Origin of the sequence: Rhodococcus sp. C3V, assembly GCF_029269915.1 — a bacterium.
Classification (GTDB): Bacteria; Actinomycetota; Actinomycetes; order Mycobacteriales; family Mycobacteriaceae; genus Rhodococcus_F; species Rhodococcus_F qingshengii.
This window is the reverse complement of record NZ_JARJBE010000003.1, coordinates 582,869-609,383: the sequence shown is the minus strand read 5'-3', so window position 1 is coordinate 609,383 and position 26,515 is coordinate 582,869. Positions and strand designations below refer to the sequence as shown.

21 protein-coding genes, 1 pseudogene and 1 riboswitch are annotated in these 26,515 nt (G+C 64.7%); of the genes and pseudogenes, 12 read left to right on the top strand and 10 right to left on the bottom strand.

Annotated elements, in window-relative coordinates:
* The first annotated feature begins 34 nt into the window (after positions 1-34).
* Positions 35-4,369, top strand: coding sequence for an alpha-(1->3)-arabinofuranosyltransferase family protein (locus P3G66_RS31960; protein ID WP_209911502.1), 4,335 nt, complete (start codon positions 35-37; stop codon positions 4,367-4,369).
* On the opposite strand, the pseudogene P3G66_RS11680 reads toward P3G66_RS31960, so the two are convergent.
* A pseudogene (locus P3G66_RS11680) lies at positions 4,327-5,442 on the bottom strand (acyltransferase); the annotation flags it as partial. The gene P3G66_RS31960 and the pseudogene P3G66_RS11680 overlap by 43 nt on opposite strands.
* A 216-nt stretch (positions 5,443-5,658) precedes the next feature.
* Between P3G66_RS11680 and P3G66_RS11675 the strand changes: the two are divergent.
* On the top strand, positions 5,659-6,792 hold the full coding sequence (locus P3G66_RS11675; RefSeq protein ID WP_064443181.1) for a DUF3068 domain-containing protein: 1,134 nt from the start codon (positions 5,659-5,661) through the stop codon (positions 6,790-6,792).
* 169 nt (positions 6,793-6,961) lie between these two features.
* Positions 6,962-7,918 carry an ABC transporter substrate-binding protein gene (locus tag P3G66_RS11670; protein WP_064074119.1) on the top strand — a complete coding sequence of 319 codons (957 nt, stop codon included), beginning with the start codon at positions 6,962-6,964 and terminating at the stop codon, positions 7,916-7,918.
* On the opposite strand, the gene P3G66_RS11665 is transcribed toward P3G66_RS11670, so the two are convergent.
* Positions 7,899-9,125 carry a polysaccharide biosynthesis protein gene (locus tag P3G66_RS11665; protein WP_042920247.1) on the bottom strand — a complete coding sequence of 409 codons (1,227 nt, stop codon included), beginning with the start codon at positions 9,123-9,125 and terminating at the stop codon, positions 7,899-7,901. The two genes, P3G66_RS11670 and P3G66_RS11665, sit on opposite strands and share 20 nt — an antisense overlap.
* A gap of 33 nt (positions 9,126-9,158) precedes the next feature.
* Between P3G66_RS11665 and P3G66_RS11660 the strand changes: the two genes are divergently transcribed.
* Positions 9,159-10,898 carry a hypothetical protein gene (locus P3G66_RS11660; RefSeq protein WP_209911497.1) on the top strand — a complete coding sequence of 580 codons (1,740 nt, stop codon included), beginning with the start codon at positions 9,159-9,161 and terminating at the stop codon, positions 10,896-10,898.
* Here the strand turns inward: P3G66_RS11660 and P3G66_RS11655 are convergent.
* Complete coding sequence (locus tag P3G66_RS11655; protein ID WP_019747129.1) at positions 10,845-12,059, bottom strand: glycosyltransferase family 4 protein; 1,215 nt, start codon at positions 12,057-12,059, stop codon at positions 10,845-10,847. The genes P3G66_RS11660 and P3G66_RS11655 overlap by 54 nt on opposite strands.
* A gap of 173 nt (positions 12,060-12,232) precedes the next feature.
* Here P3G66_RS11655 and P3G66_RS11650 point away from each other — a divergent pair, with 173 nt between their 5' ends.
* The 5 genes from P3G66_RS11650 to P3G66_RS11630 all read left to right on the top strand — a co-directional run bounded on the left by P3G66_RS11650 (position 12,233) and on the right by P3G66_RS11630 (position 17,843).
* Positions 12,233-13,003, top strand: coding sequence for a class I SAM-dependent methyltransferase (locus P3G66_RS11650; protein WP_003945692.1), 771 nt, complete (start codon positions 12,233-12,235; stop codon positions 13,001-13,003).
* 4 nt (positions 13,004-13,007) lie between these two features.
* Positions 13,008-13,895 carry an ROK family protein gene (locus P3G66_RS11645; RefSeq protein WP_209911494.1) on the top strand — a complete coding sequence of 296 codons (888 nt, stop codon included), beginning with the start codon at positions 13,008-13,010 and terminating at the stop codon, positions 13,893-13,895.
* A 139-nt stretch (positions 13,896-14,034) separates the two neighbouring features.
* A complete protein-coding gene (locus P3G66_RS11640) occupies positions 14,035-15,222 on the top strand; it encodes a phosphotransferase family protein (protein ID WP_269613246.1) in 1,188 nt (395 codons plus the stop codon).
* 1 nt (position 15,223) lies between these two features.
* Positions 15,224-16,393 (top strand): hypothetical protein, encoded by a 1,170-nt coding sequence (locus tag P3G66_RS11635; RefSeq protein WP_209911488.1) that lies wholly within the window; start codon positions 15,224-15,226, stop codon positions 16,391-16,393.
* 4 nt (positions 16,394-16,397) lie between these two features.
* A complete protein-coding gene (locus P3G66_RS11630; RefSeq protein WP_003945530.1) occupies positions 16,398-17,843 on the top strand; it encodes an aldehyde dehydrogenase in 1,446 nt (481 codons plus the stop codon).
* A 330-nt stretch (positions 17,844-18,173) separates the two neighbouring features.
* On the opposite strand, the gene P3G66_RS11625 is transcribed toward P3G66_RS11630, so the two are convergent.
* The 5 genes from P3G66_RS11625 to P3G66_RS11605 form a co-directional block, all read right to left on the bottom strand.
* A complete protein-coding gene (locus tag P3G66_RS11625; RefSeq protein WP_070162153.1) occupies positions 18,174-18,875 on the bottom strand; it encodes a (2Fe-2S) ferredoxin domain-containing protein in 702 nt (233 codons plus the stop codon).
* Positions 18,872-19,933: an ABC transporter substrate-binding protein gene (locus tag P3G66_RS11620; protein WP_209911485.1), complete on the bottom strand. Its 1,062-nt coding sequence runs from the start codon at positions 19,931-19,933 to the stop codon at positions 18,872-18,874. The genes P3G66_RS11625 and P3G66_RS11620 overlap by 4 nt, the downstream gene beginning before the upstream one ends.
* Complete coding sequence (locus P3G66_RS11615) at positions 19,930-20,748, bottom strand: ABC transporter ATP-binding protein (protein WP_161120895.1); 819 nt, start codon at positions 20,746-20,748, stop codon at positions 19,930-19,932. The genes P3G66_RS11620 and P3G66_RS11615 overlap by 4 nt, the downstream gene beginning before the upstream one ends.
* Positions 20,745-21,752 (bottom strand): iron ABC transporter permease, encoded by a 1,008-nt coding sequence (locus P3G66_RS11610; RefSeq protein ID WP_161120960.1) that lies wholly within the window; start codon positions 21,750-21,752, stop codon positions 20,745-20,747. Before P3G66_RS11610 ends, P3G66_RS11615 begins: the two co-directional genes overlap by 4 nt.
* 115 nt (positions 21,753-21,867) lie before the next feature.
* Positions 21,868-22,005: riboswitch (cobalamin riboswitch) on the bottom strand.
* Between the two features lie 16 nt (positions 22,006-22,021).
* On the bottom strand, positions 22,022-22,630 hold the full coding sequence (locus tag P3G66_RS11605) for a TetR/AcrR family transcriptional regulator (RefSeq protein WP_075832324.1): 609 nt from the start codon (positions 22,628-22,630) through the stop codon (positions 22,022-22,024).
* Positions 22,631-22,682: 52 nt separating this feature from the next.
* On the opposite strand from P3G66_RS11605, the gene P3G66_RS11600 reads away from it, so the two are divergent.
* Genes P3G66_RS11600 through P3G66_RS11590 form a run of 3 tightly spaced genes read left to right on the top strand, consistent with a single transcriptional unit; the run spans position 22,683 to position 24,910 of the window.
* The gene (locus P3G66_RS11600; RefSeq protein ID WP_161120897.1) at positions 22,683-23,621 is read left to right on the top strand and encodes an alpha/beta hydrolase; all 939 of its coding nucleotides are present in this window, start codon (positions 22,683-22,685) and stop codon (positions 23,619-23,621) included.
* A gap of 10 nt (positions 23,622-23,631) precedes the next feature.
* Positions 23,632-24,579, top strand: a complete 948-nt coding sequence (locus tag P3G66_RS11595; RefSeq protein WP_042452614.1) for a cation diffusion facilitator family transporter — start codon at positions 23,632-23,634, stop codon at positions 24,577-24,579.
* Positions 24,580-24,607: 28 nt separating this feature from the next.
* Entirely contained in the window at positions 24,608-24,910 is a 303-nt protein-coding gene (locus P3G66_RS11590) for a hypothetical protein (RefSeq protein WP_065351988.1), read from the top strand.
* Positions 24,911-24,967: 57 nt separating this feature from the next.
* On the opposite strand, the gene epsC is transcribed toward P3G66_RS11590, so the two are convergent.
* Positions 24,968-25,546 carry a serine O-acetyltransferase EpsC gene (epsC, locus tag P3G66_RS11585; protein WP_054187999.1) on the bottom strand — a complete coding sequence of 193 codons (579 nt, stop codon included), beginning with the start codon at positions 25,544-25,546 and terminating at the stop codon, positions 24,968-24,970.
* 5 nt (positions 25,547-25,551) lie between these two features.
* A complete protein-coding gene (gene cysK / locus P3G66_RS11580; RefSeq protein ID WP_003945916.1) occupies positions 25,552-26,487 on the bottom strand; it encodes a cysteine synthase A in 936 nt (311 codons plus the stop codon).
* Positions 26,488-26,515: the final 28 nt, after the last annotated feature.

Below are 26,515 nucleotides of genomic sequence, written 5' to 3'. Positions count from 1 at the left end.
CCTCGCGAGTTCCCGTTCTTCCGCCGACGCAGCGGTGTCTTCGGTAGACACCGCCCCGTCGGCAGAGCCCCTGTCGAAGCGGTGGCTGTTCGGCGCCTCCGTCGTAGCGTTTCTTCTCACTTTTCTGCAATCGCCGGGTCTGATCACCGCTGACACCAAGTACGACCTGACGCAGAATCCGTTCGGTTTTCTCGAACGCGCCTCGCATCAGTGGAGTAGTCAGGCCCCACTCGGCCAGGTTCAAAACCAGGCCTACGGATATTTCTTTCCGCACGGGCCGTTCTTCGCGCTCGGCGAGTTGGCGAACGTTCCGCCGTGGGTCACCCAGCGCATCTGGTGGGCGCTGCTTCTGATCGCAGGTTTCTGGGGCATCATCCGAGTTGCCGAGGCTCTCGGCATCGGCAGCCGTAGTTCGCGCGTGATCGCAGCGGTTGCCTTTGTTCTTTCTCCCCGCGTGCTGACCACGCTCGGTTCGATTTCCTCGGAAACCCTTCCGATGATGTTGGCGCCGTGGGTGTTGTTGCCGGTGGTTTTGGCCTTCGGCCCTGTGCGTGGAAAAGGAGTCCCTGGACTCCCTGACCACTCACGGGGGTTGAGGCGGTTGGCCGCACAATCCGCACTTGCCGTCGCACTCATGGGTTCGATCAACGCCGTCGCCACCGCCGCGGCCTGCCTGGTCGCGATCATCTGGTGGCTCTCGCACAAACCCAACCGAACATGGCTGACGTTCACCGCGTGGTGGGCGCTGTTCGTCGCTCTCGGCACCCTCTGGTGGATCGTGCCGCTACTTCTGCTCGGCAAGATCAGCCCACCGTTTCTCGACTACATCGAGTCCGCCGGTGTCACCACTCAGTGGGCATCGCTCGCCGAGATACTTCGCGGCACGGACAGTTGGACCCCGTTCGTCTCCCCCGAACGCATTGCCGGCGCCGTCCTGGTCACCCAACCCGCAGCAGTCGTCGCCACCGGCCTGGTTGCCGCCGCCGGCCTCGCCGGGCTCTGCATGCGGTCCATGCCTGCTCGCGGCCGGCTGACGCTCATCCTGTTCGTCGGTATCACCGGCCTGGCCGCGGGTTACGTGGGTGAACTCAGCTCGCCGGTGTCGGAGTCGGTGCGCCTGTTCCTCGACTCGGCAGGCGCGCCGCTGCGCAACGTCCACAAGCTCGAGCCGTTGGTCCGTCTGCCGCTGGTGCTCGGACTCGCACACCTGCTGGCCAAAGTGCCACTGCCGGGATCGGTTCCACTCGCCCGATGGCGCCGCGCGTTCGCCCATCCCGAGCGCGAACCGATGGTCGCACTGACCAGCCTGATCCTCGTTGCCCTCACCCTCTCGACCGCCTTGGCCTGGACGGGAAAGCTCGCTCCCCGCGGTGCGTATCCGGACGTCCCCTCGTACTGGAACGAGGCGGCGCAGTGGCTCGAGGACAACACCTCCCCCGGATCGGAAGCCGAACGTGCCCTGGTCGTCCCGGGAGCGCCCTTCGGCAGCCAGGTGTGGGGTCTGACGCGTGACGAACCGCTTCAGGCGTTGGCGAGTACGCCGTGGGCAGTACGTGACTCGGTCCCGCTGACCCCTCCCGGCGCCATCCGAGCGCTCGATTCGGTGCAACGTCTCATCGCCGACGGACGTCCGTCGGACGGCCTCGCACAGACCTTGCTGGGGCAGGGCATCCACTACCTGGTGATGCGCAACGACCTCGACGGCGAAACGTCGCGCTCGGCCAGGCCGATACTCGTGCACCAGGCGGTCGAAGGCTCGCCGGGGATCAAGCGAGTCGCCCACTTCGGTGAAGACGACAGCCCCGAACCGATCGAAGGGCTGGTCGCGGACAGCGATCTGCGTCCCGGTTACCCAGCCATCGAGATCTTCGAGGTCACCCCGCCCGACGGCACCCCGGCGGTCAGCGGCCCGTACTCCGTCGACCTGAACCAGGTTCCGCGTGTACAAGGTGGGCCGGAATCGTCTGTGCGACTTCACGAAAGCGGGCTGGTTCCGGGGACCGGGCCGATGATTCTTGCCGCCGACGCCGAAGCTGCGGGACTGCCCGTCGATTCTGTCACCGTCACCGACACACCGCGCGATCGGGAAACCGATTTCGGTCAGGTCGACAACCACAGTTCCGCCCTGCGCACCCCTGACGACGCTCGTCGTACCTACAATCTGGTGCCCGACTACCCGGTTGCGAACACGCCTCTCGTGGAAGGCCGTTGGATCGGAGCTTCGATCACCGTCTCCAGCGCCGCCTCGGATGCCACCCAGCTGGGCGGCACTTCACCGTCGAGCAGTCCCGCGTCGACGGTCGACGGCGATCCCGCCACCGGCTGGTTCAGCAACGGCATCGAGCGCGCACTGGGCCAGTGGTTGCAGATCGACTTCGACACACCGATTTCCAGCGGGTTGCTTCATCTGACCACCAGTGCCGCGGCAATCGGAGCTCCCGTCAAATGGCTCGAGGTCTCGACACCGAACGGCAGCACAGCGGTGAAGGTGGAGCGTCCCGGTGAGCCCATCACCGTCTCGATCCCGGGCGGCACCACTCCGTGGGTACGCATCACAGCGACTCACACCGAAAACGGATCGCCTGGAACACAGTTCGGCATCAGCGAACTCTCCGTCGAAGACTTCTCCGATCGCAGCGCACCGAAGACCGTACCGATCCGTTTCGACACGGTCCTGCCGAATACGCCGACGGGCGCATCCGTGAACGCCTGGAATCTGAGCCAGGAGTTCCCCGGTCGCAACGCGTGCGCGGACTCGACCGACCGCGTGCGGTGCAGCAATGCATTCATGGCGATACCGGAAGAGCCGAGCCGCTTCCAGCGCACGCTCACGGTGCCCGAAAACACAGTCGTTACACCGACACTGACTGTCCGAGCGCGTCAGGGCAACGCCCTCGAAGATCTGCTTGCCGTCCCAGGCCGAATCACGGCTTCGGGTTCGAGCGACATCGGCGACACACGCGGATCTGCCTTCGCTGCCACCGACGGCGACGCACGCACCACGTGGTCGGCGCCGCAGAGCACCACAGAACCGGGCGGCCCGAAACCGACGCTGACTCTCAATCTTCCCGAGCCCACCCTGGTCACCGGCCTGGACATCACCCGGGGACTCGGCACCCTGCCGTCGCTGCCGACCAGCGTCGCGGTGAATCTCGGCAACGGGCCGCAGGTGCGAGAGCTGCCCGAACCCTCGGACGACACGCCTCGAACCAGTCGAATTACCCTCTCCCCCTTCGTCGCCGACAAGATCGTCCTGAGCATCACCGATTGGGAACCGGTCCTCGATCAGACGGCGCTCGGCTTCGCCCAGGCGCAGCCCACCGGCCTCGCCGAGGTCGGCGTCATCGGTGCCGACGGAACCCCGATCGCCGGTTCGGGAGTGCAGGGCTCGGACTCATTCGACAACCGCACCGTCACCGTCACCTGTGGCGACGGCCCGACCATTTCGGTTGCCGGACAGCAATTCCCCACCTCGATCACGGCGACGGCGACGCAACTTCGGACCGGCGCACCCGTCGAGGCACGTGTGTGCGGTCTGGACGCTTCGGCGACTTTGCCGGCGGGACAGCCTGAAGTGGTCGTCGAACCAGGCCCCGCATTCTCGGTCGACAATCTCGACCTGGCGGCGGTCGGTCCTTCAGCCGCGCAGCGGAATACACCGCTCGAATCGACCGCGTGGACGGCGAATCACCGCGAACTCACCGTCACGAACTCGTCCGCCGATCAGCTGATCGTCAATCCCGAGAGCACCAGCATCGGTTGGATCGCCACGGCGCCGGACGGTTCCGAGCTGACGCCGGTGGTCGTGAACGGTTGGCAGCAGGGCTGGATCGTGCCGGCAGGCACCGCGGGAACCGTCACCATCGACTTCCCCAGCGACCGTTGGTACCGCCTCGGCATATTCGGCGGGCTCGTGTTGCTGATCCCGCTGCTGTTCGCGGCTCTTGTCCCCACGCGCCGAGAGCCCAAGCCCCTCACACCACCCCGACCGTGGCGCAGCGTCGCGGCAGGATGGGTGGGCGTGCTCGCGGCGGCCACCGTCATCGGCGGCGGAGTGGGAGCGGCGATCGCAGTTGTGTGCTCGATCCTCGGACTTGCCGCGCTGCGAATCTTCGGCCCGGCTCGGACCGCACGCATTCTCGTCGGCACCGCCGGCGTGGCCGCGATGATCGGCATCACGCTGCTCTCGACCGGACCGTGGCGAGCACCGGGCGGCTATGTGGGCGACTCGTTCGCGATTCAGTTCTCGATGTTGGTGGCCTTGGTCGTGACCGGGTTGGCCGCGTTGCCCTTTGCCGGTTCACCGATATGGCGGCGCTTCTCCCAGCGCGTCACCGCGACGCGCGCCGGTTCCTCCACCAAGGCGTAACTGGCCGAGGCCACAGCGACGCTCAGGACGACCGTCAGCGCCAGGACGTAGAAGAAGCTGCCCGAGAACGGAACTATGCCGAACACGGGGAACACAGCGTTCAGTACGGCCAGGTGCCAGATGAACAGGCCGTAGGACCAGCGTCCGATTGCCAGCGCCAGCGGGCTCGCCAGGAATCGATGCTGCGATTGATCGCGCAGAACCAGTGGAGCGATCAACGAGAAGCTGATGATCGCACCGAGTGCAATCTTGATCGCGTACTGCCACGGCTCAGGCCGCACCAGACCTTCGGGCCCGGCCAGATCGGTGCACGAGAGAACGAAGGCCACAAACGCAACAAAAGTCAGGAGCACCCGCCGGTGCGCGAGGCGATGCATCCACGTCGACGGGCCCACGGCCAACTCGGCCAGCACCATGCCTGCGCCGAACCACGGCAGGTAGCCCGGCAGCCAGTTGTCGTGGTGAATGGCGTCCGGAGTCGGGATCGGAATGAAAGCCCACGTCAGCGCCAACACCGACACCCCGAGCAGAAGCGGTAGCCGGAACCGGGCCGAGTTTCCGCGTAGTCGCACCATCAGATACGCGAACAGCGGCAGCAGAACATAGAACGCCACCTCGACCGACAGGCTCCACATCTGCGTGAGGCCCTCGGTGAGTGTCAACGGCACGAAGACCTGCGCCAACCCGAGATTCGCCAACCACACTTGGTAGCCCCCGCCGGCACCGGGCAGGAACAGCAGGATCAGGACCACTGCCACCCAGTACGCCGGCAGAATGCGCGTCGCGCGGGAGATCCAGTACCGGACGGTCGACTGCGGCTGCCCGATTCCGCGGGCCTTTGCCGCGTGGGGGCGCCACAGGAGAAATCCGGACAAGGCAAAGAACACCGCTACGGCGAGATCGAGTCGACCGAACGCGCGCCCGATCGCGCCGGACTGCGCTTCACCGGTTTGGAACGCGACATGGGTGACGAGGACACCGAGCGCCGCCAATCCACGCATACCGTCCAAAGCCGGAACGAAGCCCCGAGCCTGTGGCGGGACCGTCTGAGGGGAATTCGTGGAACTGATCATCACGGATAAGTGTGCACCCCAGGCCGATTGAGGGAAACCACCAGGGACTCACAACAAAATGCCTGGCCAATTCATGCCCTCATGCGACAAACCGGGCCGGTGGACTGTTAGTGTTCTGCCACACATGGTGTCCATCGGGGGCCCCATGCGATCTGCGCAGCTCATATTGTGCCGGTTGGGGAACCTCGAAAGACTTAACGGGTTAGGAGTCACAGCATGGCGGAACGCTCAGGGCCGAGCCGGATACTTCCTTGCATTCTGGTGGGCCTCGGTGCCTTCCTTTTGGCCATCGCCATCCTCATTCCTACCTACACGGTAGGCAAGCTGGAGAAGACGCCACTCGACCTCGAGGTGACCACCGTCGCCACAGGCACCGGTAGCGTCCTCAACTCGGCGGCCCTCCTCGCCGGTAAGGCGCAGGTCGACAACAACGTGCCGATCGTCGCTCAGCGCTACGTCACCACGCAGGACCCGTCCGACGCCGACATCATCACCGTCGAAGCCGGCCAGACCGTCCGTCGTACCGACAAGCAGGGCGACACCGGACTGCTGACCGCAACCCTGGACCGCGTCACGCTCGATCGCGTCAGCTCGATGCCGACCAACGATCCGGTCGGAACCGTCCAGACGTCCAGCGACCAGCCCGCCGAAGAAGTTTCCCGCGACGGTCTGCAGTACAAGTTCCCGTTCAACACGGAACAGAAGAGCTACCCCTACTTCGACCTGAACGCTCGCGCCACGAAGGACATCGACTTCGTCGAAGAGACCGAGATCAACGGTCTGAAGGTGTACCACTTCCAGCAGACGATCGATCCCGTCGACCTGTCGAAGGTCGTCAACTCCCCCACCAACAAGCTGAGCCTGCCCGCCGACACCTGGGGCGTTCCCGGTGGCGCTACTCCGATCACGATGACGCGTTGGTACACCAACGTCCGTGACCTGTGGGTCGAGCCCAAGACCGGCGTCGTCGTCAAGGGCCAGGAGCAGTTGCACCAGTACTACGGACGCAACAAGGACTCGGTCGACGTCGAGGTTCTCAAGGTCACGCTGCCCTTCGACGAAGCAACCATCGAGTACCAGGTCCAGCAGGCACGTGACGGCATGGACAAGCTCTCGCTGTTCGGCCGCACAGTCCCGATCGTGGCAGGTGTGCTCGGCGTCATCGCGCTGATCGCCGGTATCTTCCTCGGCATTCGCGGCGGCAAGGGCGGAACTCCGGCCCGCGCTGCACACGGCGGAACGAACCAGAATCCCAGCGGCCAGGGCTCGCCCGAGCCGGCTCCGGGTGAGCACGACTGGACCTCGGACGACACTCAGGTGATTCCGCGTCCGGATCTGCGCAAGGACTGATTCAGACAGTAAGCAGAGCGCCCCTTCCACACGGAAGGGGCGCTCTGCTGCGTTTCGGGGCTTTGTTGCCGGATCGGCGTACGGATTGGCGCAACGGGTCGTTCCCTCCGCGTGGTTGCGGGCTTAGCGTTTTCTGGAAGTCCAGACCACCCCGAACACGAGGAGCCACATGCCCGCATCAACAGTTCTGGGTTCGCACATCTGTGTCAGCGATCTGACGCGACGGAGATTTGTTGTCGGCACGGCTGCATTCTCCGGGCTGTTCGCCGCCGGTTGCGCGAGGTCCGCCGGTACCGAGGGCGATTCGGCCGGGATGCGCACGGTCACGACCTCGCTCGGAACCTATGACATTCCGGTCACCCCGAAGCGCGTCGTCGCCATCGACTCCAGACTCGACCTCGAACCAGCCGTTGCGATGGGCCTGCCGGTCATCGCGTACAGCTTCGACGCCGCCGAGCCGTGGGTTCCGGCCGATCCCACGGCACAGGTGTTCGAGGCACCGGTCAACGTCGAGGCAATTCTCGCGCTGGAACCGGACCTGATCATCTGCACCGACATCGGTGAGGCCTCCGACATGTGGCCGCTACAGCAGTTGAGCCAGACAGCGCCTGTGCTTCCGATGGACTTCACGCGCCCGTGGCGCGAGAACATCGATCAGCTGGCGAGTTGGCTGAATCGCACCGAGAACCCCGACGTCCGTCAGGTCATCGGAGCGTACGAGGACAAGGCAGCCGGATTGAAGGAACGTCACGCCCCGAGCTTGGCGAGCAAGCAGATCGTGCTGCTGAACTACGTGAATCAGAAGGTCAACGGCGTCAACCGCAAGGGCATCTCCACGCAGGTGGCCGAAGACCTCGGCGTCCAGCTCCAGTGGCCGGTCGAGGGACAGAAGGAGATCTCTACCGAAAACCTCGTGACTGCTCTCGACTCGGCCGACGGAATGATCGTCACCACCGCGCCCGGCGTTGATCCCGTCAGCGACGACCGCGCGATGTGGAACCGTATCCGCGCAGTACAAGGCGACAACGTCGTCTACACGGGTGGGAACATCAACTACGGATCCGTCTACACCGCGATGCGTACGCTCGACTACTTCGACGATCTGTTCACGCGTCTGGAGAACTGACGCCGGTGTGAGGTGCCGGCCGGGCGCGGTCGGCACTTCGCACTGCGGCGACGGACACCGCCAACGCCGTCGTCGACGCAACCACCACGGCGACGCCGATCAACTCTCCCGGCGTCTTCGCCCACACCAGCATCACCGTCGCCTCCACGGCCAGTCCTGCCCACGCCAGAAGGGCCACTCGCGTGCGTTCTGACGCGATTGCGGACAGCAAGGCACCCTGGAGTACCGCTAGCGCTGCACCGTGCAGTGCGAAGGCCCACAGCATCGGAGCCACGGCGGCGTACGCGTCGCCCACGAGCATCGGCACCAGCGGGCCGGCAACCGCCGCCCCCAGAACCAACACGGCGCCGATGCCGACGAGCACAGCCAACGCCGAGCGAACCGCTTGCGCCGAGTGCGCCGGATTCGCCATCTTCGGGTACAGCACGACGCCCACTGCCTGTGGCAGCCAGAACGCCACCTTCGTCGCGACGGCGCCGAGTGCGTAGACACCGGCGTCGTATTCGCTGAGAACGACACGGACGATCAGCAGGTCCAGCGAAGACAACGCGATCAGCGCGAGCTGGACTTGTGACGCCGCGAGCACGGAGACGACGCCGATACGCACCGGACGGTCCTCGCTCACCGAGACGGTTCGGTCGACCACTCGAACTATCGCCACCAGCAACGCAGTTCCGGCCGCGCCCGCGACCAATGCCGCGCCTGCCCCGCCACCGAAAGCCAGAACGATCACTGCCGGAAGGACTTTCATCACCCCGGCTCCGGCCAGCACGGCGCTGAGAGTGCCGAACCGACCGTGTCCCTGCAACAACCCCTGCTCCGTTGCCAGCAGAACCAACATGGGCGCAGTCACCAAAGCCGAGAACGACGCCACGATTCCGGTGTCGAGCAGCCACGCCATCGCCGGAGTGAGCGCCACCGCGAGGACGGCGACGATCGCGGTGCATCGATACCCCAACGACCGCAACGCATCTGTGCTCTTGCCACGCACCGCCTCGCGGGCGACCACCGTCTGCAACGCCAAAGCCGGAACCGCAAGCACCAACTGGGCGGCAAGCAGACTCGCGAACTCGCCGTAGCCGACCGGACCCAACCATCGGCTGGCCAACCATGCCAACAGGTACGACGCGACATTGGCCGTCATCGATCCCACCAAAACCATGCCGACCCCGGCCGCGGCGGCGCGATCGAGTGGTTGGCGAGGCATGGCAGTAATGATGCACCACGTATCGTGCGCGTCATGACAGTGCAAGCCGGATACCGCCGTTACCTGCCTGCGGCGTACAGCCTGGCGCTGGCACTGTTGATCCTCGGACCGCTGCTCGGCCCCGGCTACCTCCTGCTGCGCGACGCCGTCAGCACGCCGCGCTCGTACTTGACCGACTCCGCCCTCGGACTCACCGACGCCGCAGCCCGCGCCGTTCCCCAGGACGCGCTGATCGCAGCGTTGAGCACCGTGATCGACGGCGGACTGGTGGTCAAGTTCATCCTGCTCGTGGCGCTCTGGCTCGCCGGTTGGGGTGCGGCGCGCATGGTCGCCGTCCTGCTGCCGACGGCCGGTCTCGGTCCACAACTGGTCGCGTCGACGGTGATGCTCTGGAACCCCTACGTGGCCGAGCGCCTGTTACAAGGACATTGGAGCCTGATGACCGGTTATGCCGCACTGCCGTGGATCGTGTGTGCCGGAATCGGAGTTCGCCGAGCCACGCCCGGGTCCTGGTGGGCGTTGGCCGCGTCACTGGCATTCGCGGGTCTGACACCTACCGGCGCTCTGCTCGCTCTGACAGCCGCGCTGGTGGTGGTAGCCACCCCCGGAGGCCGAACCTCGGCCATGCGGCGTGTCTGCGGCGCTATCGGGCTGTTCCTCGTCGCCGCCTCGCCGTGGTTGGTCGCCACCTTCGTATCCGGAGCAGCAGGCGACGGTTCCGATCCAGCGGGAGTCGCCGCCTTTGCCGCCCGAGCAGAACCGGGACTCGCGACGCTCGGCAGCCTCGCCGGGCTCGGCGGTCTCTGGAACTCGGCAGCGGTACCGTCCACGCGCACAACACTCTTCGCGTTGGTCGGAACAGTTCTTCTGCTCGTCGTCGTGTTCGCCGGTATGCCCGCTCTGTGGCGCCGACGCCGGAACCCCGTTGCCAGTGGACTCGGCGCGCTGGCCCTGTTCGCGGTGCTCGCTCCGACCCTGGGCGCTACTCCGTGGGGGCTCGACGTCGGCCGATGGTCGGTCGAGGTGTTCACCGGCGCCGGTCTACTGCGTGACGCCCAGAAGTGGGTCGCGCTGGCCGTACCGTTCTACGCACTCGCTGCCGCCGCCGCGGTGATGTGGGCGGGCAATCGGTTCTCCCTTCCCCGCCCGACATTCTCGATCGCCGCCGTCGTGGTGACGATCGTGGCGCTACCGGATCTGGTGTGGGGTGTCGGCGGCGCGTTGAAGCCCGTGCACTATCCCGGGTCCTGGACCGTGGTTGCCGAGCAACTACGAGACGAAACCGGTGACGTTGCAGTGCTTCCCGCCGGGATGTTCCGCGCCTTCCCCTACAGCGGTGATGCGCCGGTACTCGATCCAGCACCACGCTTCCTACCCCTCGACGTGCTGCAGACCGGCCAACTGGTGGTTGCCGGTGGTGCTGTCGGCGGTGAAGGAACCCGGGCCACCCAGGTCGAGGATGTGCTGCTTGCCGGCGGGAGTCCTACGCAGTTGGCCGATCTCGGAGTCGGATGGGTACTGATCGAGCGTGAGACACCAGGCCAGCTCGGCAAGGCGGCAGCGACACTCGCCGGGTTGGAACAGGTCTTTGCCGACAACGATCTCGAGCTCTACCGGGTACCCGGAGATGTTGCCGCGCACGAAGCCTCGACCGGCGCCCGAACGGCCGTCATAGTTGCGCATCTCGCCTGGATACTGATGGGCGTGATCGCGCTGATCTCAGTCGGACTGAACCAGAACCGAATTCGACTCGCGAGGCGCGGCCAGTCCTGAGACCCACCGACCGTCCTTGTGCGCGGTCAGCACCTCGAGCACTCCGGTGCCGGTCTGCTCCCAGGAGAACTCGCCCGACCACACCCGAGCTTTCTCACCGAGCACCGTGCGGAGTTCGTGGTCGCGGAGCAGGGTGCCTGCCGCCTGCGTCAGATCAGCGATGTCGCCGTCGCCGGCGTGCTCACCGCCGACCAACAGCCCGGTCACTCCGTCGACGATCGAATCGGTCAAGCCCTTGGAACTGCGGTAACCGATCGTCGGAACACCGTGCTGCGCAGCCTCGATGACCGCCAGGCCCCACCCTTCCTTCCGCGAAGGCATGAGGTGAATCCACGACTGCGCAAGGAGTTCATGTTTACGAGCCTCGTCGACGTGACCGTAGAACGAGACGGCGTCACCGATTCCCAACTCGGCGGCGCGATCTCGCAGGTTCTGCTCCCACCAACCACCACCGATGACGTCGAGATGGATGTCCGGAAGCGTCGGACGCAGGGCTGCGACGGCCTCGAGTGCGTCCTCGATCTGCTTGTGCGGCACCAGTCGTGAGAGAACCGAGATGGTGGGACGCTCGGCCCTGGTGATCGATCCACCCGCGTCGACGCCGACGGGGAGCCGATCGGCACCGTTACGCACCACGGCAATTCGTTCGCGCTCGACACCGAGGTCCACCAATTCTTCCGCTGAGGGAAGCGACACCGTCAGATACTGACTACGTCGATGGGTGCGCGGTGACAATCGCGATTCGACCCACCAGCCGATCCGGCCGACGAGCTTGCCTGCCACCGGCCATTGTTCACGATGGCAGTGATGGACCAGAAGCGTGACCGGCGCACCCGCCACGGTCTTGGAGAAGAAGGGGATGCCGTTCTGAGTGTCGATCACCGCGTCGGGGCGAATGCCCTTGAGCGATCCGAAACCCAGACGTCCGGCGGCAATGGCGGCCAGAGCGCGGGGGTACACGCTGAAACGTCCACCGGCCCGGCTGATCGTGATGCCGTCTCGAACCTCCGACGCGGGCGCCCCGGGATACGACGCCGTCCGCAGCGTCACCTTGATACCGCGCTCGGCCAACTGGGATCCGACCTGCTCGAGGTAACGCTCGCTTCCACCGCCCTGGGGATGCCCGGTATCGCGCCAGCAGAGCAACAGAACCTCGCGCACGTGCGTTACTCCCTGAGTTGGTCGGTGGCCACCCCGGTTCGGGCGATCCTGCGGGATGCCCCGCCTGACCGGCCGGTAACCCTGCCGAACACCCTAACTGTTCGAGCGTCGGTATTGCCGCGCTCCTGACGGTGTTCGTGGACCGGGTGCCCCAGTGGCTAAAGTTGCTACCCGTGACCAAGCCCGCAGTGACCCGCATTTTCGGCCGACGGGCAACCCTGAAACGCTCGTTCGGCCTGCTCAGCGACTTCCGCCACGAGCAGTCCGCGCCCGACATCTTCTACGGCGCGCTCGCGCGCGACTCCGTCGAATTGATCTCGGACCTGCACGAAGGTCACACCGGACGATCCCTCGACGGTCTCACCGTCCTCGACGTCGGCGGTGGTCCGGGCTATTTCGCGGAGGTCTTTCAAGCCGCAGGTGCCCGCTACATTCCCGTCGAACCCGATCCGTCGGAGATGCATGCTGCGGGTCTGACCGTGGGCGGCGCGGTGCGTGGATCCGGTTTGGCACTGCCGTTCCTGGACTCGTCCGTGGACATCTGCTTCTCCTCCAACGTGGCCGAACACGTCAGCGAGCCCTGGCTGATGGCCGAGGAAATGCTGCGCGTGACCAAGCCCGGCGGCTTGATGGTTCTCTCGTACACCCTGTGGTGGGGTCCGTTCGGCGGCCACGAAACCGGACCGTGGCACGCGCTGGGCGGCGAGTACGCAGCCAAGCGGTACCTCCGCAAGACCGGGCGCGAACCGAAGAACAGATTCGGGGTGTCGTTGTTCAAAGTCGGCGCCACGGACGGCTTACGCTGGGCCCGTGGAACCAGCCAGGGCACGTTGCTCGCCGCGATCCCGCGCTACCACCCGTCGTGGGCGTGGTGGATGGTCCGAGTCCCCGGTCTGCGGGAGTTCCTGGTGAGCAACCTCGTCGTGGTTCTCGAAAAGCGATAGCGACATGCGCCTCGCAGTCGACATCGGTGGTACCAAGATGGCTGCCGGGGTCGTGTCCGAGGACGGCCGCGTTCCCGTGTTCGACAGCGTGCCGACGCCGCAGACCGACCCGTGGAGAGCGTGTGCGGCGCTGCTCGAACGAGTCGCAGACGGCCGAGAGGTCGACGGTGTCGGCATCGCGTGCGCCGGGCCGGTGGACACCGTCGCCGGCGTTGTCGCTCCCATCAACATCACCGAGTGGGCACAGGGATTCGAGCTCGTAGCGGGCGTCCGCAGCGTCTTTCCCGATGCCGGAACCGCCCTCGCCATGGACGGAGCCGCAGCGGCATTGGCGGAGTTCCACCACGGCGCCGGACGCGGAACCCCGAACCTCCTGAGCCTGGTCGTCTCGACGGGAATCGGCGGAGGAATCGTTCTCGGCGGTGAGATTGCTCGGGGTCGCACGGGGAACGCCGGTCACATCGGCCACCTCGTCGTTCCAGGATCTTCCGAACCGTGCAGCTGCGGGGGCGTCGGCTGCCTCGAGACGGTGGCCAGTGGACCGTCCGCGGTGCGATGGGCTCGTAGCCAGGGCTGGTCGGGAAACACCGGCCGTGAACTAGCCGAAAGTGCACGCAGCGGCGACGCGATCGCCGTGGACGCGCTTCACCGTGCAGGCACGGCGCTCGGTGGTGCCATCGCCTCGGCGGCTGCCCTCCTGGACGTGGACCTCGCGGTGATCGGCGGCGGTTTCGCCCAGTCGGGTGCACCGCTGTGGGAACCGATGCTCGACGCGGCTGCCCGACATGCCCGTTTGTCGTTCGTCGCCGGGCTCCGGATCGTTCCCGCCGAGCTGGGTGGCGCCGGAACTCTGACCGGTGCGGGCTTGCTCGCGCTCACCGCCGTTATCTGACACGCGTTCTTCCCCGATAAATCCGCAGGGAGTCCCACTAAACGGGTGCCACCTGTTCCCAATTTCTGTAACGTGTTTTAGTGTTCTGACTCACACCGTTACGGGCATTGCACGTGACGCCTACGGGAAGGAGGTGACCGTGAGCCCAGACGCTTCCTCATCTGACGTTGCCTCGACCGCTTCTTCGACCGATGAAACCGAGCATCACGCCCAGGTCGCCCGACCAAGCGATTCCCTCCGCGACACCGAAGACCTCCGTGAGCGCCTGGAACGGTGGATGGCCGGCAAGGTGCCGAGCGGATCCACTGTGACCGTCGCCGACGTCACCTTGCCCGCAGCCAACGGCATGTCCAGCGAAACCATCCTCTTCGACGCCACCTGGGACGGCGAACATCATCCCTTGGTCGCTCGGGTGGCGCCGACGGAATCGACCATGCCGGTCTTTCCTGCCTACGACCTCGAATCCCAGTTCCGCACCATGGCTCAGGTGCGCGAGCACTCGGCAGTGCCCGTACCCGCGGTGTACTGGTCGGAATCCGACCCGGACGCGTTGGGTGCGCCGTTCTTCGTGATGGAACGCATCTCCGGCGACGTGCCACCGGACGTCATGCCGTACAACTTCGGATCGTGGGTCACCGAAGCGTCCCCCGAGCAGCGAAAGACCCTGCAACGCAGCTCGGTCGACGTCCTGGCTCAGTTGCATGCCATCGACAAAGCTGGTGAGCGTTTCGACTTCCTCCGACTCCCGAATTCGGGAACGACTGCACGAGAAGCATTCACGGCGCACATCGCCGAGCAGCGCGCGTACTACGAGTGGGTGGTCTCCGACGGGATCAGATCACCGCTCATCGAACGTGCCCTCGACTGGATCGAGGAGAACAATCCCGCGGACGATTCTCCGGCCGTGCTCTGTTGGGGCGACTCGCGCATCGGCAACGTCATGTACCAGGACTTCGCGCCGGTAGCCGTACTGGACTGGGAAATGGCAACTCTCGGCCCACGAGAGATGGATCTGGGCTGGATGGCATTCCTGCACAGGTTCTTCGAGGACATCGCCGGACTTGCGAACCTACCCGGCCTTCCCGACTTCCTTCGACTGCCGGATCTCGCGCAGACCTACGCCGAGATCACCGGCCACACCCCACACGATCTGGAGTTCTACGTTACGTACGCTGCACTTCGCCAGGCGGTGATCATGTGGCGAATCCAGGCCCGTGCCATAGCTTTCGGCCAGTCACAGCGACCCGAAGACCCCGACGACATGATCATGCACCGCGCTTCGCTGGCCGCCATGCTGGACGGTACCTACTGGGAGAGGTTGGCCTGACATGCTCTCACCGATGGACGACTACCCCGTTCACCAGATCGCCGAACCGATCCGTCACGTAGCCACCTCGGATCGAAACTTCTACGACCGCTACTACTTCAACTGCTACCCCACGGAATCCCCCGACGTGTTCCTCATCGTCGGACTCGGCCAGTACCCCAACCTAGGTGTCATGGACGCCTTCGCGGTACTGCGCCGCGGTGACGACCACATCGTTGCTCGTATGTCGAAGGCTCTGGGCGCCGACCGCACCGACACCACCGTCGGACCTTTGCGCATCGAAGTGCTCGAAGGACTGCAGAAGCTCCGCGTCGTCCTCGGACCTGGCAGCGAATACGATCTCTCCTTCGACATCACCTTCGACGCCACCATCCCGGCGGCGCTCGAGCCCAAGCACTTTCGCCGTCAACTCGAACGAGTCACGTTCGACACCTCGCGCTTCCTGCAGACCGGAACCTGGACCGGATCGCTCACCGTCGACGGGGAGGAGTTCGCGATCGACCCGAAGACGTGGCGGGGTAACCGCGACCGCTCGTGGGGTGTGCGTCCGGTCGGTGAAGCCGAACCGCAAGGCAGACGCGCCGTCGACGGAATCCAGAACTTCTTCTGGATCTACGCGGTCATGCAGTTCGACGAGTTCACGATCTCGGTGATCATGCAGGAAGACGAGCAGGGCAGGCGCATCGTCGAAGAAGCCATGCGAGTGTGGCCGGACGAAGCCAGGGACAACGAATGGCTCGGCCGACCCGAACACGAACTGACGTTCTGCCCCGACACCCGCGACGTCACCGGGGCGAGAGTCACCTTTCACCGGCCGGGCGGTGAAGTCCTGACCGTCACCTGCGAACTGTTGCTGGCCAACTACATCGGAATCGGCACCGGCTACGGGCTCGAACAGGACTGGCGTCACGGAATGTGGCAGGGCGAACTCGTCGTACAGGGACTGCGCCACAAGGTCCACGAGATCGAACCGTTCCAACGCATGTTCTCCCCCGTCGACAATCTCGCGTCCTTCACTCTCACCGAAGGCACGAACACCAACACCGGCACCGGCCTTTTCGAGGTAGCCGCCATCGGACCGCACGAGAAATACGGATTCACCAGTTTCACCGACACCGCACAGGCAGACGACGCGTATGCCCTCGCGGCGACCGACAACACCGAGGAATGAATTGATGACTGACTACGACAAGCTCTACATCGGTGGAGCATGGGTGGCCCCGGCCACCGACCAGGTACTCGAAGTGTTCTCTCCCGCAACGGAGGAGCGCGTCGGCAGCTGTCCCATCGCAGCACCGGCAGACATCGACGCGGCCGTGTCCGCAGCCCGCGCGGCGTTCGAGGGACCGTGGTCACGCACCACCCCCGCCGAGCGCGGCGCGATCCTCGCCAAGGCCGCCAAGCTGATCGAAGAGCGCAGCGCGGAGATCAACCAGCTCATCTCCAACGAGATGGGCCAGCCGCCCGCCATGGTCGGCATGATGCAGCAGACCCCGTCGATGGCGACGCTGGGCTACTACGCCGAGCTGGCCGACAAGTTCGCGTGGGAAGAGAAGCGCACCGGCGCATTCGGGCAGACCAAGGTGACCCGTGAGCCCGTCGGCGTCGTCGCCGCCGTGCTGGCCTGGAACGTCCCGCTGTTCCTGGCGATCAACAAGCTGGCCCCCGCGCTGCTCGCCGGCTGCACCGTACTGCTCAAGCCCGCACCCGAATCCCCTCTCTCCGTCCACGTGATCGCCGAGATCTTCACCGAGGCAGGCGTTCCCGAAGGCGTCATCTCCGTGCTCCCCGGCGGAGCCGAGACCGGCGAATACCTGGTCTCTCACGCGGGCATCGACAAGATCACGTTCACCGGATCCAGTGCCGTCGGCCGCAAGATCGGTGCCATCGCCGCACAGAACCTCAAGCGCTGCTCCCTCGAACTGGGTGGCAAGTCCGCCGCGATCATCCTCGAGGACGCCGACATCGCCGCCGGAATGCCGATGCTCGTCATGTCCGGCCTGATGAACACCGGTCAGGCCTGTGTCGCTCAGACCCGAATCCTCGCTCCCCGTTCGCGTTACGACGAGGTCATCGAGGGAATGAAGACCGCCGCAGGCTTCATGACCGTCGGCGATCCGTCCGATCCCGCAGCACAACTCGGCCCGCTGATCTCCGAGAAGCAGCGCGAGCGCGTCGAGGGTTACATCGCCAAGGGTAAGGAAGAAGGCGCGCGCGTCGTACTCGGTGGTGGACGCCCCGCCGGCCTGGACAAGGGCTGGTACGTCGAGCCGACGATCTTCGCCGACGTGGACAACTCGATGACCATCGCACGCGAGGAGATCTTCGGACCCGTTCTCTCGGTGATCCCGTACGACTCCGAGGACGAGGCCATCAAGATCGCCAACGATTCGGATTACGGCCTCGCCGGATCGGTGTGGACCACCGACATCGATCACGGACTCGAAGTTGCCGCGCAGATCCGCACGGGTACCTACGCGATCAACTGGTACGCCTTCGATCCCGGATCGCCGTTCGGTGGTTACAAGAACTCCGGTATCGGGCGCGAGAACGGACCTGAGGGCCTCGAAGCCTTCTGCGAGACCAAGTCCGTACTCATGCCGCCCGGCTACGTGGGCTGACCCACCCGGGAGTTGGCACCCTTTGCTGACAGTTGGCACCCGTTCCGACCTGCCGGAACGGGTGCCAGCCCCATGAAATGGGTGCCAACTCCCAGCGAATCCACAGATCCACCCGGTACCGTCGAAAACGAATCAGTCATCTCACAAAGGACATTCATATGCTCACCAACGCCATCAACGCTTTCCTCGCACTCTGGGGCAGCGCCTCCGTCGGCAGCAGTGGATACCAGATCCCGCCGGGAACCCTTCCCTTCGGTTCCTGAGACAGGACAACAGAACCCGCTGAGCGCACTTCGCGCTCAGCGGGTTCTCTGTTTCGCCGACCTATATCTACCGATCCAGAACGTGATCCACCAATCGATCCTCATGACCGGAGACCAAGGCCTCGGCATCACCGGCGTCCACGTGCCCGAACCAGGTACCGCCGGGGTTCGCGATCACCAACGGCCCCAGGTTGCACGGGCTCAGACAACCGGTTCCGGTCACCTTCGACGAGGTACCTTTGGCCGCCGCGCTCATCGCCCGGTGCAACGGTCCTGCTCCGTACGCCATACAGCGAGGGCCCTTGCACACCAACAGATGCCTATCGTGCTGCTCGATCACGGACCACGCCGGACTGCGATACGACGCCGGACTCGCGGTGATCGGCTTTCCCGCCGAGTCGAGTTCGTCGATCACCTGCCCGGCCACCGCACCTTCGAGCGTTTCCGATTCGTGGAGCGTCACTTCCAGTTCGGCGTCGATTCGGGTTTCGCGCCAGTTCGCAACCGCCTTGCTTGTCCACGTGAGCAGGTACCGATCCCTCGGCACCGCAACTGGAATCAACACGACCTTGTCGACGTCATCGACATGGGCTCGATCGAGTTCCTCGTGAAGGCTCGGCGAGGAGACATCGAGGTACGCAACGCGAACGTCGGCGTCGGTGCCGGCCCGAACAGCGTCGAGCATCCGTCGTGCAGCCGACTCGTCCAGGCCGCTGACAGTCGGCCGTAAGACGACAATCACCCGACGCGAGCACCGGTTGTTGCTCATGCCGACGGCGCGGTTGTCCAGTCGATGCTGCTCGACGGAGCAAGCCCGAACTCTTCGATCTTCGCGCGCAACTGTTCCGCGCCGTAGATATTGGGGAACCCACTGGTGAACATGGCGAGCGGGAGTACGACGAAACGGTTCTGCTTGACTGCGTCGAGGTCACGCAGGCCTTCTCGGCTCTTGATCGCGTCGATCTTGCCCTGTACTTCGTCGGCACTCTTCTTGTAGTCCATGATCACGATGATGTCGGGTTCTGACTTCGCGACGGTCTCCCAGCTCGCTTTGAACCAGGTGTTGTCGACGTCGGCGAACACATTGGTTCCCCCGGCGACGTCGATGATTCCGTTGGGGGCTCCGTTGCCTCCGCTGGTGTACAGATCTTCTTCACCGCTGTCGTAGATCAGCACCTTCGGCTTGTCGGCGGCATCTGGCGCGGACTCCAGACGTGCCAAACGTGAATTCAATTCGGTCAATGCCTCGGCGGCGGTGTCCTCGGTTCCGAACAGCTTTCCGTAATTGGTCACGTCCGCACGAAGGGCATCCCACGGACCCATCGTGCCGAGCGCGGAATCCGCTGCGGCACTCTGCCGACAACTATCGGAGATCACATATGCATCGATGTTGTTGCTCTGCAGCGATTCCGGCGTCACACCGGAGGCGCCCTTGAACAAGCCACTGTAGGAGCCGACCACCAGGTCCGCCTGCTTACCCAGAATCGTCTCCATCGTGATCGTTCCGTCCAGGTGTGGGACGTCCGCAATTCCAGGGCCGAACATCGACTCCATGACCGCGTCGTTGTTCGTGTTCAACACGACGGCAGCGAGACGATCCAAACCGCCGACTCGAAGAATGGTGCCGATATTGGCCGCATTGCTTGTCGCAACGACGTTCTCGATCGGAAGCTGGAAAGTGCTTTCGGTCCCGCAGTTCTCCAATGTCACCGAAGTCTTGTCTGCAGCTTCGTCCACCGGTGCAGTTGCCGAGCAGCCGGCAACTGTCAACAACGCTGTCGCGGCTACAACCGCACCGAACGACGCGCGGGTCTTGACCTGTATCAAAGTGCACTCTCCGAAAATGATTGTTGTGGTTGAGAATTTCGTGATTCGAATACGAGGTGTGAACGGCCTGTCGCGGGGTTCACGAGTTCGAAAGTCTCGACGCCGAAAACAGTTGCCACCACCGAGGTGGTGAGTACGTCGGATGGATGTCCGAACGCCCTGGCCACTCCATCCGCGAGCACGAGCACCCGATCGCACACTGCCGCAGCCAAATCGAGGTCGTGCAGTGCCATGATCACCGTCCGGTCCAACGACCGGACCAGATCGAGCAGTTCGAGTTGATGCCGGATGTCGAGATGATTGGTCGGCTCGTCGAGGATGAGCACACCGGCATCCTGCGCGAGACCTCGGGCGAGAAACACCCGCCGACGCTCACCGCCGGAAAGCGTGTCCATCGAAGAGAACCGGTGCTCGATCATTCCGACCTCGCCCAGAGCACGATCGACGACGGCATTCTCGTGCTTTCCACCGACGCTCCAGGGCTTTGCATGTGGCGTGCGGCCCAGACTCACGTACTCGTGAACCAACAAATCGGCGGGGCTCTGCTCTTCCTGCGCCACAAAGGAAATGGCTTTGGCCCTCGACCGCGCGGACATCGCGTGCACGGACTCGCCGCCGACACGAATGTCACCGCCGGCGATCGGCCCGAGACCGGCGAGAGCACGCAAGAACGTCGACTTGCCCGAGCCGTTCGGACCAACCACGCCGACCACTGCGCCGGCGTCGGCCGCGATGTCGACGCCTTTGACGATGGTTCGACGGTCGATGCGGACAACTGCTCCGGACGCGGTCAGCGCCAGGGCTCGGGCGCTCACGAACTGCCACCGAATCGGTAGCGCCGACGGCCGAGAAGCAGGAGAAACAGCGGTGCACCGATCACCCCGGTCACCACGCTCAGCGGGATCTCGGTCGGCCGCAACGAGGTCCGCGCCACGACGTCGACCCACACCAGGAACGACGCGCCGATCAGCGCTGCCGCCGGCAACACCACTCGATGTCTGGCTCCGACAAGCATGCGTGTGACGTGCGGTATGACCAAGCCTACGAAGGCAATCGCGCCGGACACCGCAACCATCGTGCCGACCAACGCTGCCAGCACGCCGAACAGCACGTTTCGCAGGGTTAGGACGGGAATACCGAGCGAAGCCGCGACGTCCGGTCCGGCCGCCAGCGCGTCCAGCCAACCGTGCAGCGCGAACACCGCTGCCGTGAGCAGGAACACAACGATGACCGGCGCCCACAACTTGTCCCAGGATGCCCCGGCCAAACTTCCCAGGAGCCAGAACAATACGGACTGCGCGGCCTGGGAATCATTGGTACGCAGCACCAGAAAACTCGCGATCGCCGACAAGGCGGATGCGGTAACGGTGCCGGTCAGAACCAATCGCAGTGGAGTGATACCGCCTTGCAGCGTCGCGATGGTGAAGACGAGAATCGCAGCTCCCAGCGCCCCGATCATCGCGCCGAAACTGAGCGCCCACACTCCCGCGCCGGCGAACAGTCCGGTGGTGATGACGGCGGTGGCACCGACACTCGCGCCGGACGACACTCCCAGCAGGTGGGGATCGGCGAGAGCGTTACGGACGAGGGTTTGCACCACCGCGCCGGCGACGGCAAGACCAGCGCCGACGGCCAGACCGAGCAGTACCCGAGGTGCTCTGATCCCCCACACAATCGCAAGTTCGGAACGCGTGACGGGTGGGCCTCCGAAGCGCGAGTGCACCACGTCCACCACAGTGGACACGGGGAGCATCTCGGATCCGAATGCCAACGCGCACACAGCAGAGAGCACGGTGACGACCAGCAGAGCGGGCAGCACGATACCCGGACTGAGCCGTCCTCGAGGCGCACCAGCCTTCGGCGAAGGCAGGTGGGTAGGTGGAGACAGAGCTCCGCCAACAGCATTCATGGTGTGACCGATCCATCCTCGTGGCATGACACAACGTCAACGAGGGTGGTATCTGGCTACGGTCGACGCAGGGACGACCTCACAGTGGCGGGACCGCGCCGGAATTGCACCGACTTCCCATTACCTCGATGATGACGTCAGAACCATAACGGACTGTGGTCACCATTCCGCACACCGGATCAGGATTCCGACGCGATCATCGATCTCGCCTGCCGCACGACGGCTTCCGTTCGCACTCGAAGTTCTTCGGGTGAATCCGATTCCAGCACAACCCGATGCACCTGACTGTCCACGGCAGTCACGGTCAGCCGCGACGTCAACAACGCATCCTCCGCACTGAAACCGTGGCTCTGGAGGTACTCCGAAAAGCCGAGTACCAGTTGACGATTCATTCCTTCGACCTGCTCGATGAGCTCACGCGTACGTGGAACCTGATCGTAGAGCAGGTGGAAGAACTCTCGCGGCTTACTGTTCACTTCGACCGCGCACTCCACCAACATCCTCACGGCCTCGTCCAGGGAGAGTTCGCGCTCGACGATGTCGGCAAGGCAGAGCGCAAAACTCTCCCGCGCAGCACTCACGTGACGGTTCGCCAACTCCGCAAGGATCTCGTACTTGTCGCTGAAATACTGGTAGAGCGAGCCCACCGACACCCCTGCTTCGTCAGCGATTCGGTTGGTGGTCGCTGCCATGGCTTCCGAAGCGAAAACGCGAGTAGCTGCCTCCAGGATCGCGTCGTAGGTAGCCCTCGAGCGCTGCTGGGAGGGCCTTTTCCGCCGAGTCGACACGGTCCTCCGATGCGAGTTGTCAGCCGCGACGCCGATACCGAGAATTGTGTAGGTGACCAGCGCCGATTACTCGAAGTTTATGCCCGACCGGTACACCGACCACATGCCGGCGCCGACCCCGACGTGGTGGGAGTGGAACGGCAACACCGTCCACGTCGCACGGGCCGTGGTTCCAGACGCGCCGGTTCGTGTTCTCGGCATCCACGGCGCCGGCGGCTACTCGGGCGCGTTGTGGCCGTTCGCCGGGATCGGCGTGAAACTCGGAGCCGAAGTCCTCTTCCCTGACCTTCCGCTGTACGGCGACACCGTCGTAGCCGATCCCGCCGGCGTCCGGTACGAGCAGTGGGTCGATCTCCTCTGCGATCTCGTCCGGGCCGAGAAGGCAGCCGACGATCGGCCGCTGGTGTTGTTGGGAGCCAGCATCGGCGGTCTGCTGGCCTACGAGGTAGCCGCGCGGACCGGTCTGGCCGACGCCGTCGTCGCTACCTGCCTGCTCGATCCCTCGGATCCATCGGCCAGAGCTGCCGCGGCGCGGTTCGGCCCGATGGGTGTCTACGGCACTCCCCTGATGCGGCGCACCGAACGACTGGTGGGCCGTATCCGCGTGCCCATCCGTTGGGTCGCCGACGTGGCGAACATGAGCAGCAATCGGGAGCTCGCAACGCTGTGCGCAACCGATCCGCGCGGTGGCGGTGTTCGGTTGCCACTCGGATTCCTCAGCAGCTACTTCTCGTTCGAGCACACCGCACCCGAAGCATTTCGGACGACGCCCGTTCTGCTCACCCACCCGGCCGACGACCGATGGACGCCACCCGAACTGAGCCTGCAGTTCCTCCGCCGCATCAACGCACCCACCGAATTCGTGATGCTGGACGGGTGCGGGCACTTTCCCGTCGAAGAGCCGGGCCTGACGCAGTTCCACGACGCCGTCGCCACACTGCTGCACTCCGTCGCCGAGCGTCACCGCACGAAACCGTCGTCACCCGCCTAGCCTGAGAATCGTGAGCACCGAAACGGAAGCATCGGCCGACGAGAGCACCACGACGGTCGTACTGGCGTTTGCGGCGAACGCGCTGATCGCCGGTGCCAAGACGGCGGCCGCCATCGTCACCGGATCTGCATCGATGGTCGCAGAGGCCACCCACTCCTGGGCCGATACCGGCAACGAAGTGCTGCTGCTGATCGCGAACCGCCGCTCGAAAAGGGTTCCCGACCGAGACCAGCCACTCGGCTACGGCCGGGAGGCATACATCTGGTCGATGTTCGCCGCTCTCGGACTGTTTGCACTCGGCGCGGGTGTCTCGATCACTCATGGCATCCAGGAACTGTTCCATTCCGAACCGGCGTCCGACTTCGGTGTCGCCTACGCCGTCCTCGGCGTCTCGTTCATCCTCGAAGGCATCTCGTTCCGGCAGGCGTACAAACAACTCCGAAACGAAGCGTCCGCCGTGAACCGCGACGTCATGACCCAGGCACTCAACACATCCGACCCGACGACTCGGGCCGTGTTCGCCGAAGATGCTGCGGCACTTATCGGTTTGGTCATCGCGTTCGTCGGTGTTCTGTTGCACCAGGTCACCGGTTCGCCGATCCCCGACGCCCTCGGCTCCATCTTCGTCGGCATTCTCCTCGGGGTCATCGCAATCATTCTGATAGATCGGAACCGCCGCTTCCTGGTCGGCGAAGAGGCCTCACCGACGCTGCGGGCAGCAGCCGTCGAAGCTCTCACTCAACTACCCGAAATCAACCGAATCACGTTCCTACGCATGGAATACCTCGGGCCGCGGCAGGTCTACCTGGTGGCCAGCGTCGACCTGGTCGGTGACTACGCGGAATCCCGTGTGGCCCACACGTTGCGCGAACTCGAGCGCTCACTCGAGCAGAGCCCACGTGTCGTGCGGGCGATCCTGACCCTCTCGACCCCCGAAGAACCGTCGATCACAGTCTGAACTTCCTGCCGGGCGATAGGCTCGGGCGATGCGCACACTGATCGTGATTCTGGCGGTTCTGGGATTTGTCGTCGGGGGAATTCCCCTGGTGGGCAGTCTGATCGACGTGATGACCAGCCCTGACGAGACCATCGTCTATCAGGGTTCCTACGTACCGTTCCGGGACGTGCAGATGGCTCGGGACTACGAGTCGACAATAGCCACCGCCTACGAACCCTTAGACGGACCGCGCTGGCTCGTCCTGGCCTGCTATCCCTTGATCGGAGCAGCACTGGGCGCTCTGACTGCCGTCGTACTGGGACGTCGCGGGTGGCACCTGACGCGAGCCTGAGCAGACGCCGATGGCCACCCGTCGTCTACACGAGGGGTGGCCATCCGAGGAATACGTTCAGATGTACATCGCAGGGTCGATGTAACTGTTCGGGTCCACCAGTTTTTCCTTGGTGGTCCGTGGCCGCGCCACCGCCGGGATACCCGTCGCGATGGATTCGGCCGGAACATCTCTGGTGACAACGGCATTGGCGCCGATAGCGCTACCTTCACCGATGACGACAGGTCCGAGGATCTTGGCACCAGCGCCGACGGTTACCCGATCACCCAGCGTCGGGTGACGTTTGACCTGTTCGAGCGAGCGACCACCGAGAGTGACGCCGTGATAGAGCATCACGTCGTTACCGACCTCGGCCGTCTCCCCGATCACGACGCCCATGCCGTGGTCGATGAAGAACCGTCGACCGATGGTGGCACCGGGATGAATCTCGATGCCGGTGACGAAGCGTGTCAGCTGCGAGAGCACTCGCGCCGGGCCGCGTAGCGCAGGGACGGCCCACATGCGATGTGCAACCCGATGCGCCCAAATAGCATGCAGCCCTGAATAAACGAGCGCGTTCTCCGCATTGCTGCGCGCGGCAGGATCCTGACCGCGCGCAGCCTGCAGGTCCTCGCGAATTGTCCCGAGGATACTCACAAGTCTCAGTCCCGGATGTGTTCGAACAGCGGGGTGGAGATGTAACGCTCGCCGAAGTCACACACGACAGCCACGATCAGCTTGCCGGCGTTTTCCGGACGCTTCGCCAACTCGAGTGCTGCCCAGACGATGGCGCCGGACGAGATGCCGCCCAGGATGCCTTCCTTGGTGCCGAGTGCGCGAGCGACCTCGATGGAATCGGGGAACGAGACGTCGATGATCTCGTCGTAGATCTCGCGATCGAGGACGTCGGGCACGAAGTTCGCGCCGATTCCCTGGATCTTGTGGGGGCCGGGCTGGCCACCGTTGAGGATCGGCGAGTCGATGGGCTCGACGCCCACGATCTTGACCTCGGGCTTGTACTTGCGAAGGGTGCGTCCGACGCCGGTGATGGTGCCGCCGGTGCCGATGCCGGACACGAAGATGTCGACGGCGCCGTCGGTGTCGGCCCAGACCTCTTCGCCCGTCGTTGCCTCGTGGATGGCCGGGTTGGCCGGGTTCGCGAACTGGCTGGCCGAGACAGCGTTCTCGGTCTGCTCGACGATTTCCTTGGCCTTGGCGACCGCACCGGCCATGCCCTCGGATCCCGGGGTCAGCACGATCTCGGCGCCGTAAGCACGCAGCATCACGCGACGCTCGGTGGACATGGTCTCGGGCATGGTCAGGATGACCTTGTAGCCGCGAGCAGCACCGACCATGGCGAGTGCGATACCCGTGTTACCGCTGGTTCCCTCGACGATGGTGCCACCGGGCTTGAGTGCACCGGACTTCTCGGCGGCGTCGATAATCGCCACGCCGATCCGGTCCTTGACGCTGTTGGCCGGGTTGTAGAACTCGAGCTTGACGGCGACCTGTGCGTCCAGGCCCTCGGTCAGACGGTTGAGCCGCACGATCGGGGTGCGCCCGACCAATTCGGTCACGTTGTTGTAGATCCCGCTCATATCTGGTCCTCCTGAGGATCGAGTGTGT

Coding starts and splice junctions, on each gene's coding strand:
- P3G66_RS11625 (WP_070162153.1), bottom strand. CDS start 18,875: ATGAGCAACAACCGGTGCTCGCGTCGGGTGATTGTCGTCTTACGGCCG.
- P3G66_RS11665 (WP_042920247.1), bottom strand. CDS start 9,125: ATGCCTCGCCAACCACTCGATCGCGCCGCCGCGGCCGGGGTCGGCATG.
- P3G66_RS11590 (WP_065351988.1), top strand. CDS start 24,608: ATGCGCACACTGATCGTGATTCTGGCGGTTCTGGGATTTGTCGTCGGG.
- P3G66_RS11675 (WP_064443181.1), top strand. CDS start 5,659: ATGGCGGAACGCTCAGGGCCGAGCCGGATACTTCCTTGCATTCTGGTG.
- P3G66_RS11660 (WP_209911497.1), top strand. CDS start 9,159: ATGACAGTGCAAGCCGGATACCGCCGTTACCTGCCTGCGGCGTACAGC.
- P3G66_RS11635 (WP_209911488.1), top strand. CDS start 15,224: ATGCTCTCACCGATGGACGACTACCCCGTTCACCAGATCGCCGAACCG.
- P3G66_RS11670 (WP_064074119.1), top strand. CDS start 6,962: ATGCCCGCATCAACAGTTCTGGGTTCGCACATCTGTGTCAGCGATCTG.
- P3G66_RS11645 (WP_209911494.1), top strand. CDS start 13,008: ATGCGCCTCGCAGTCGACATCGGTGGTACCAAGATGGCTGCCGGGGTC.
- cysK (WP_003945916.1), bottom strand. CDS start 26,487: ATGAGCGGGATCTACAACAACGTGACCGAATTGGTCGGGCGCACCCCG.
- P3G66_RS11630 (WP_003945530.1), top strand. CDS start 16,398: ATGACTGACTACGACAAGCTCTACATCGGTGGAGCATGGGTGGCCCCG.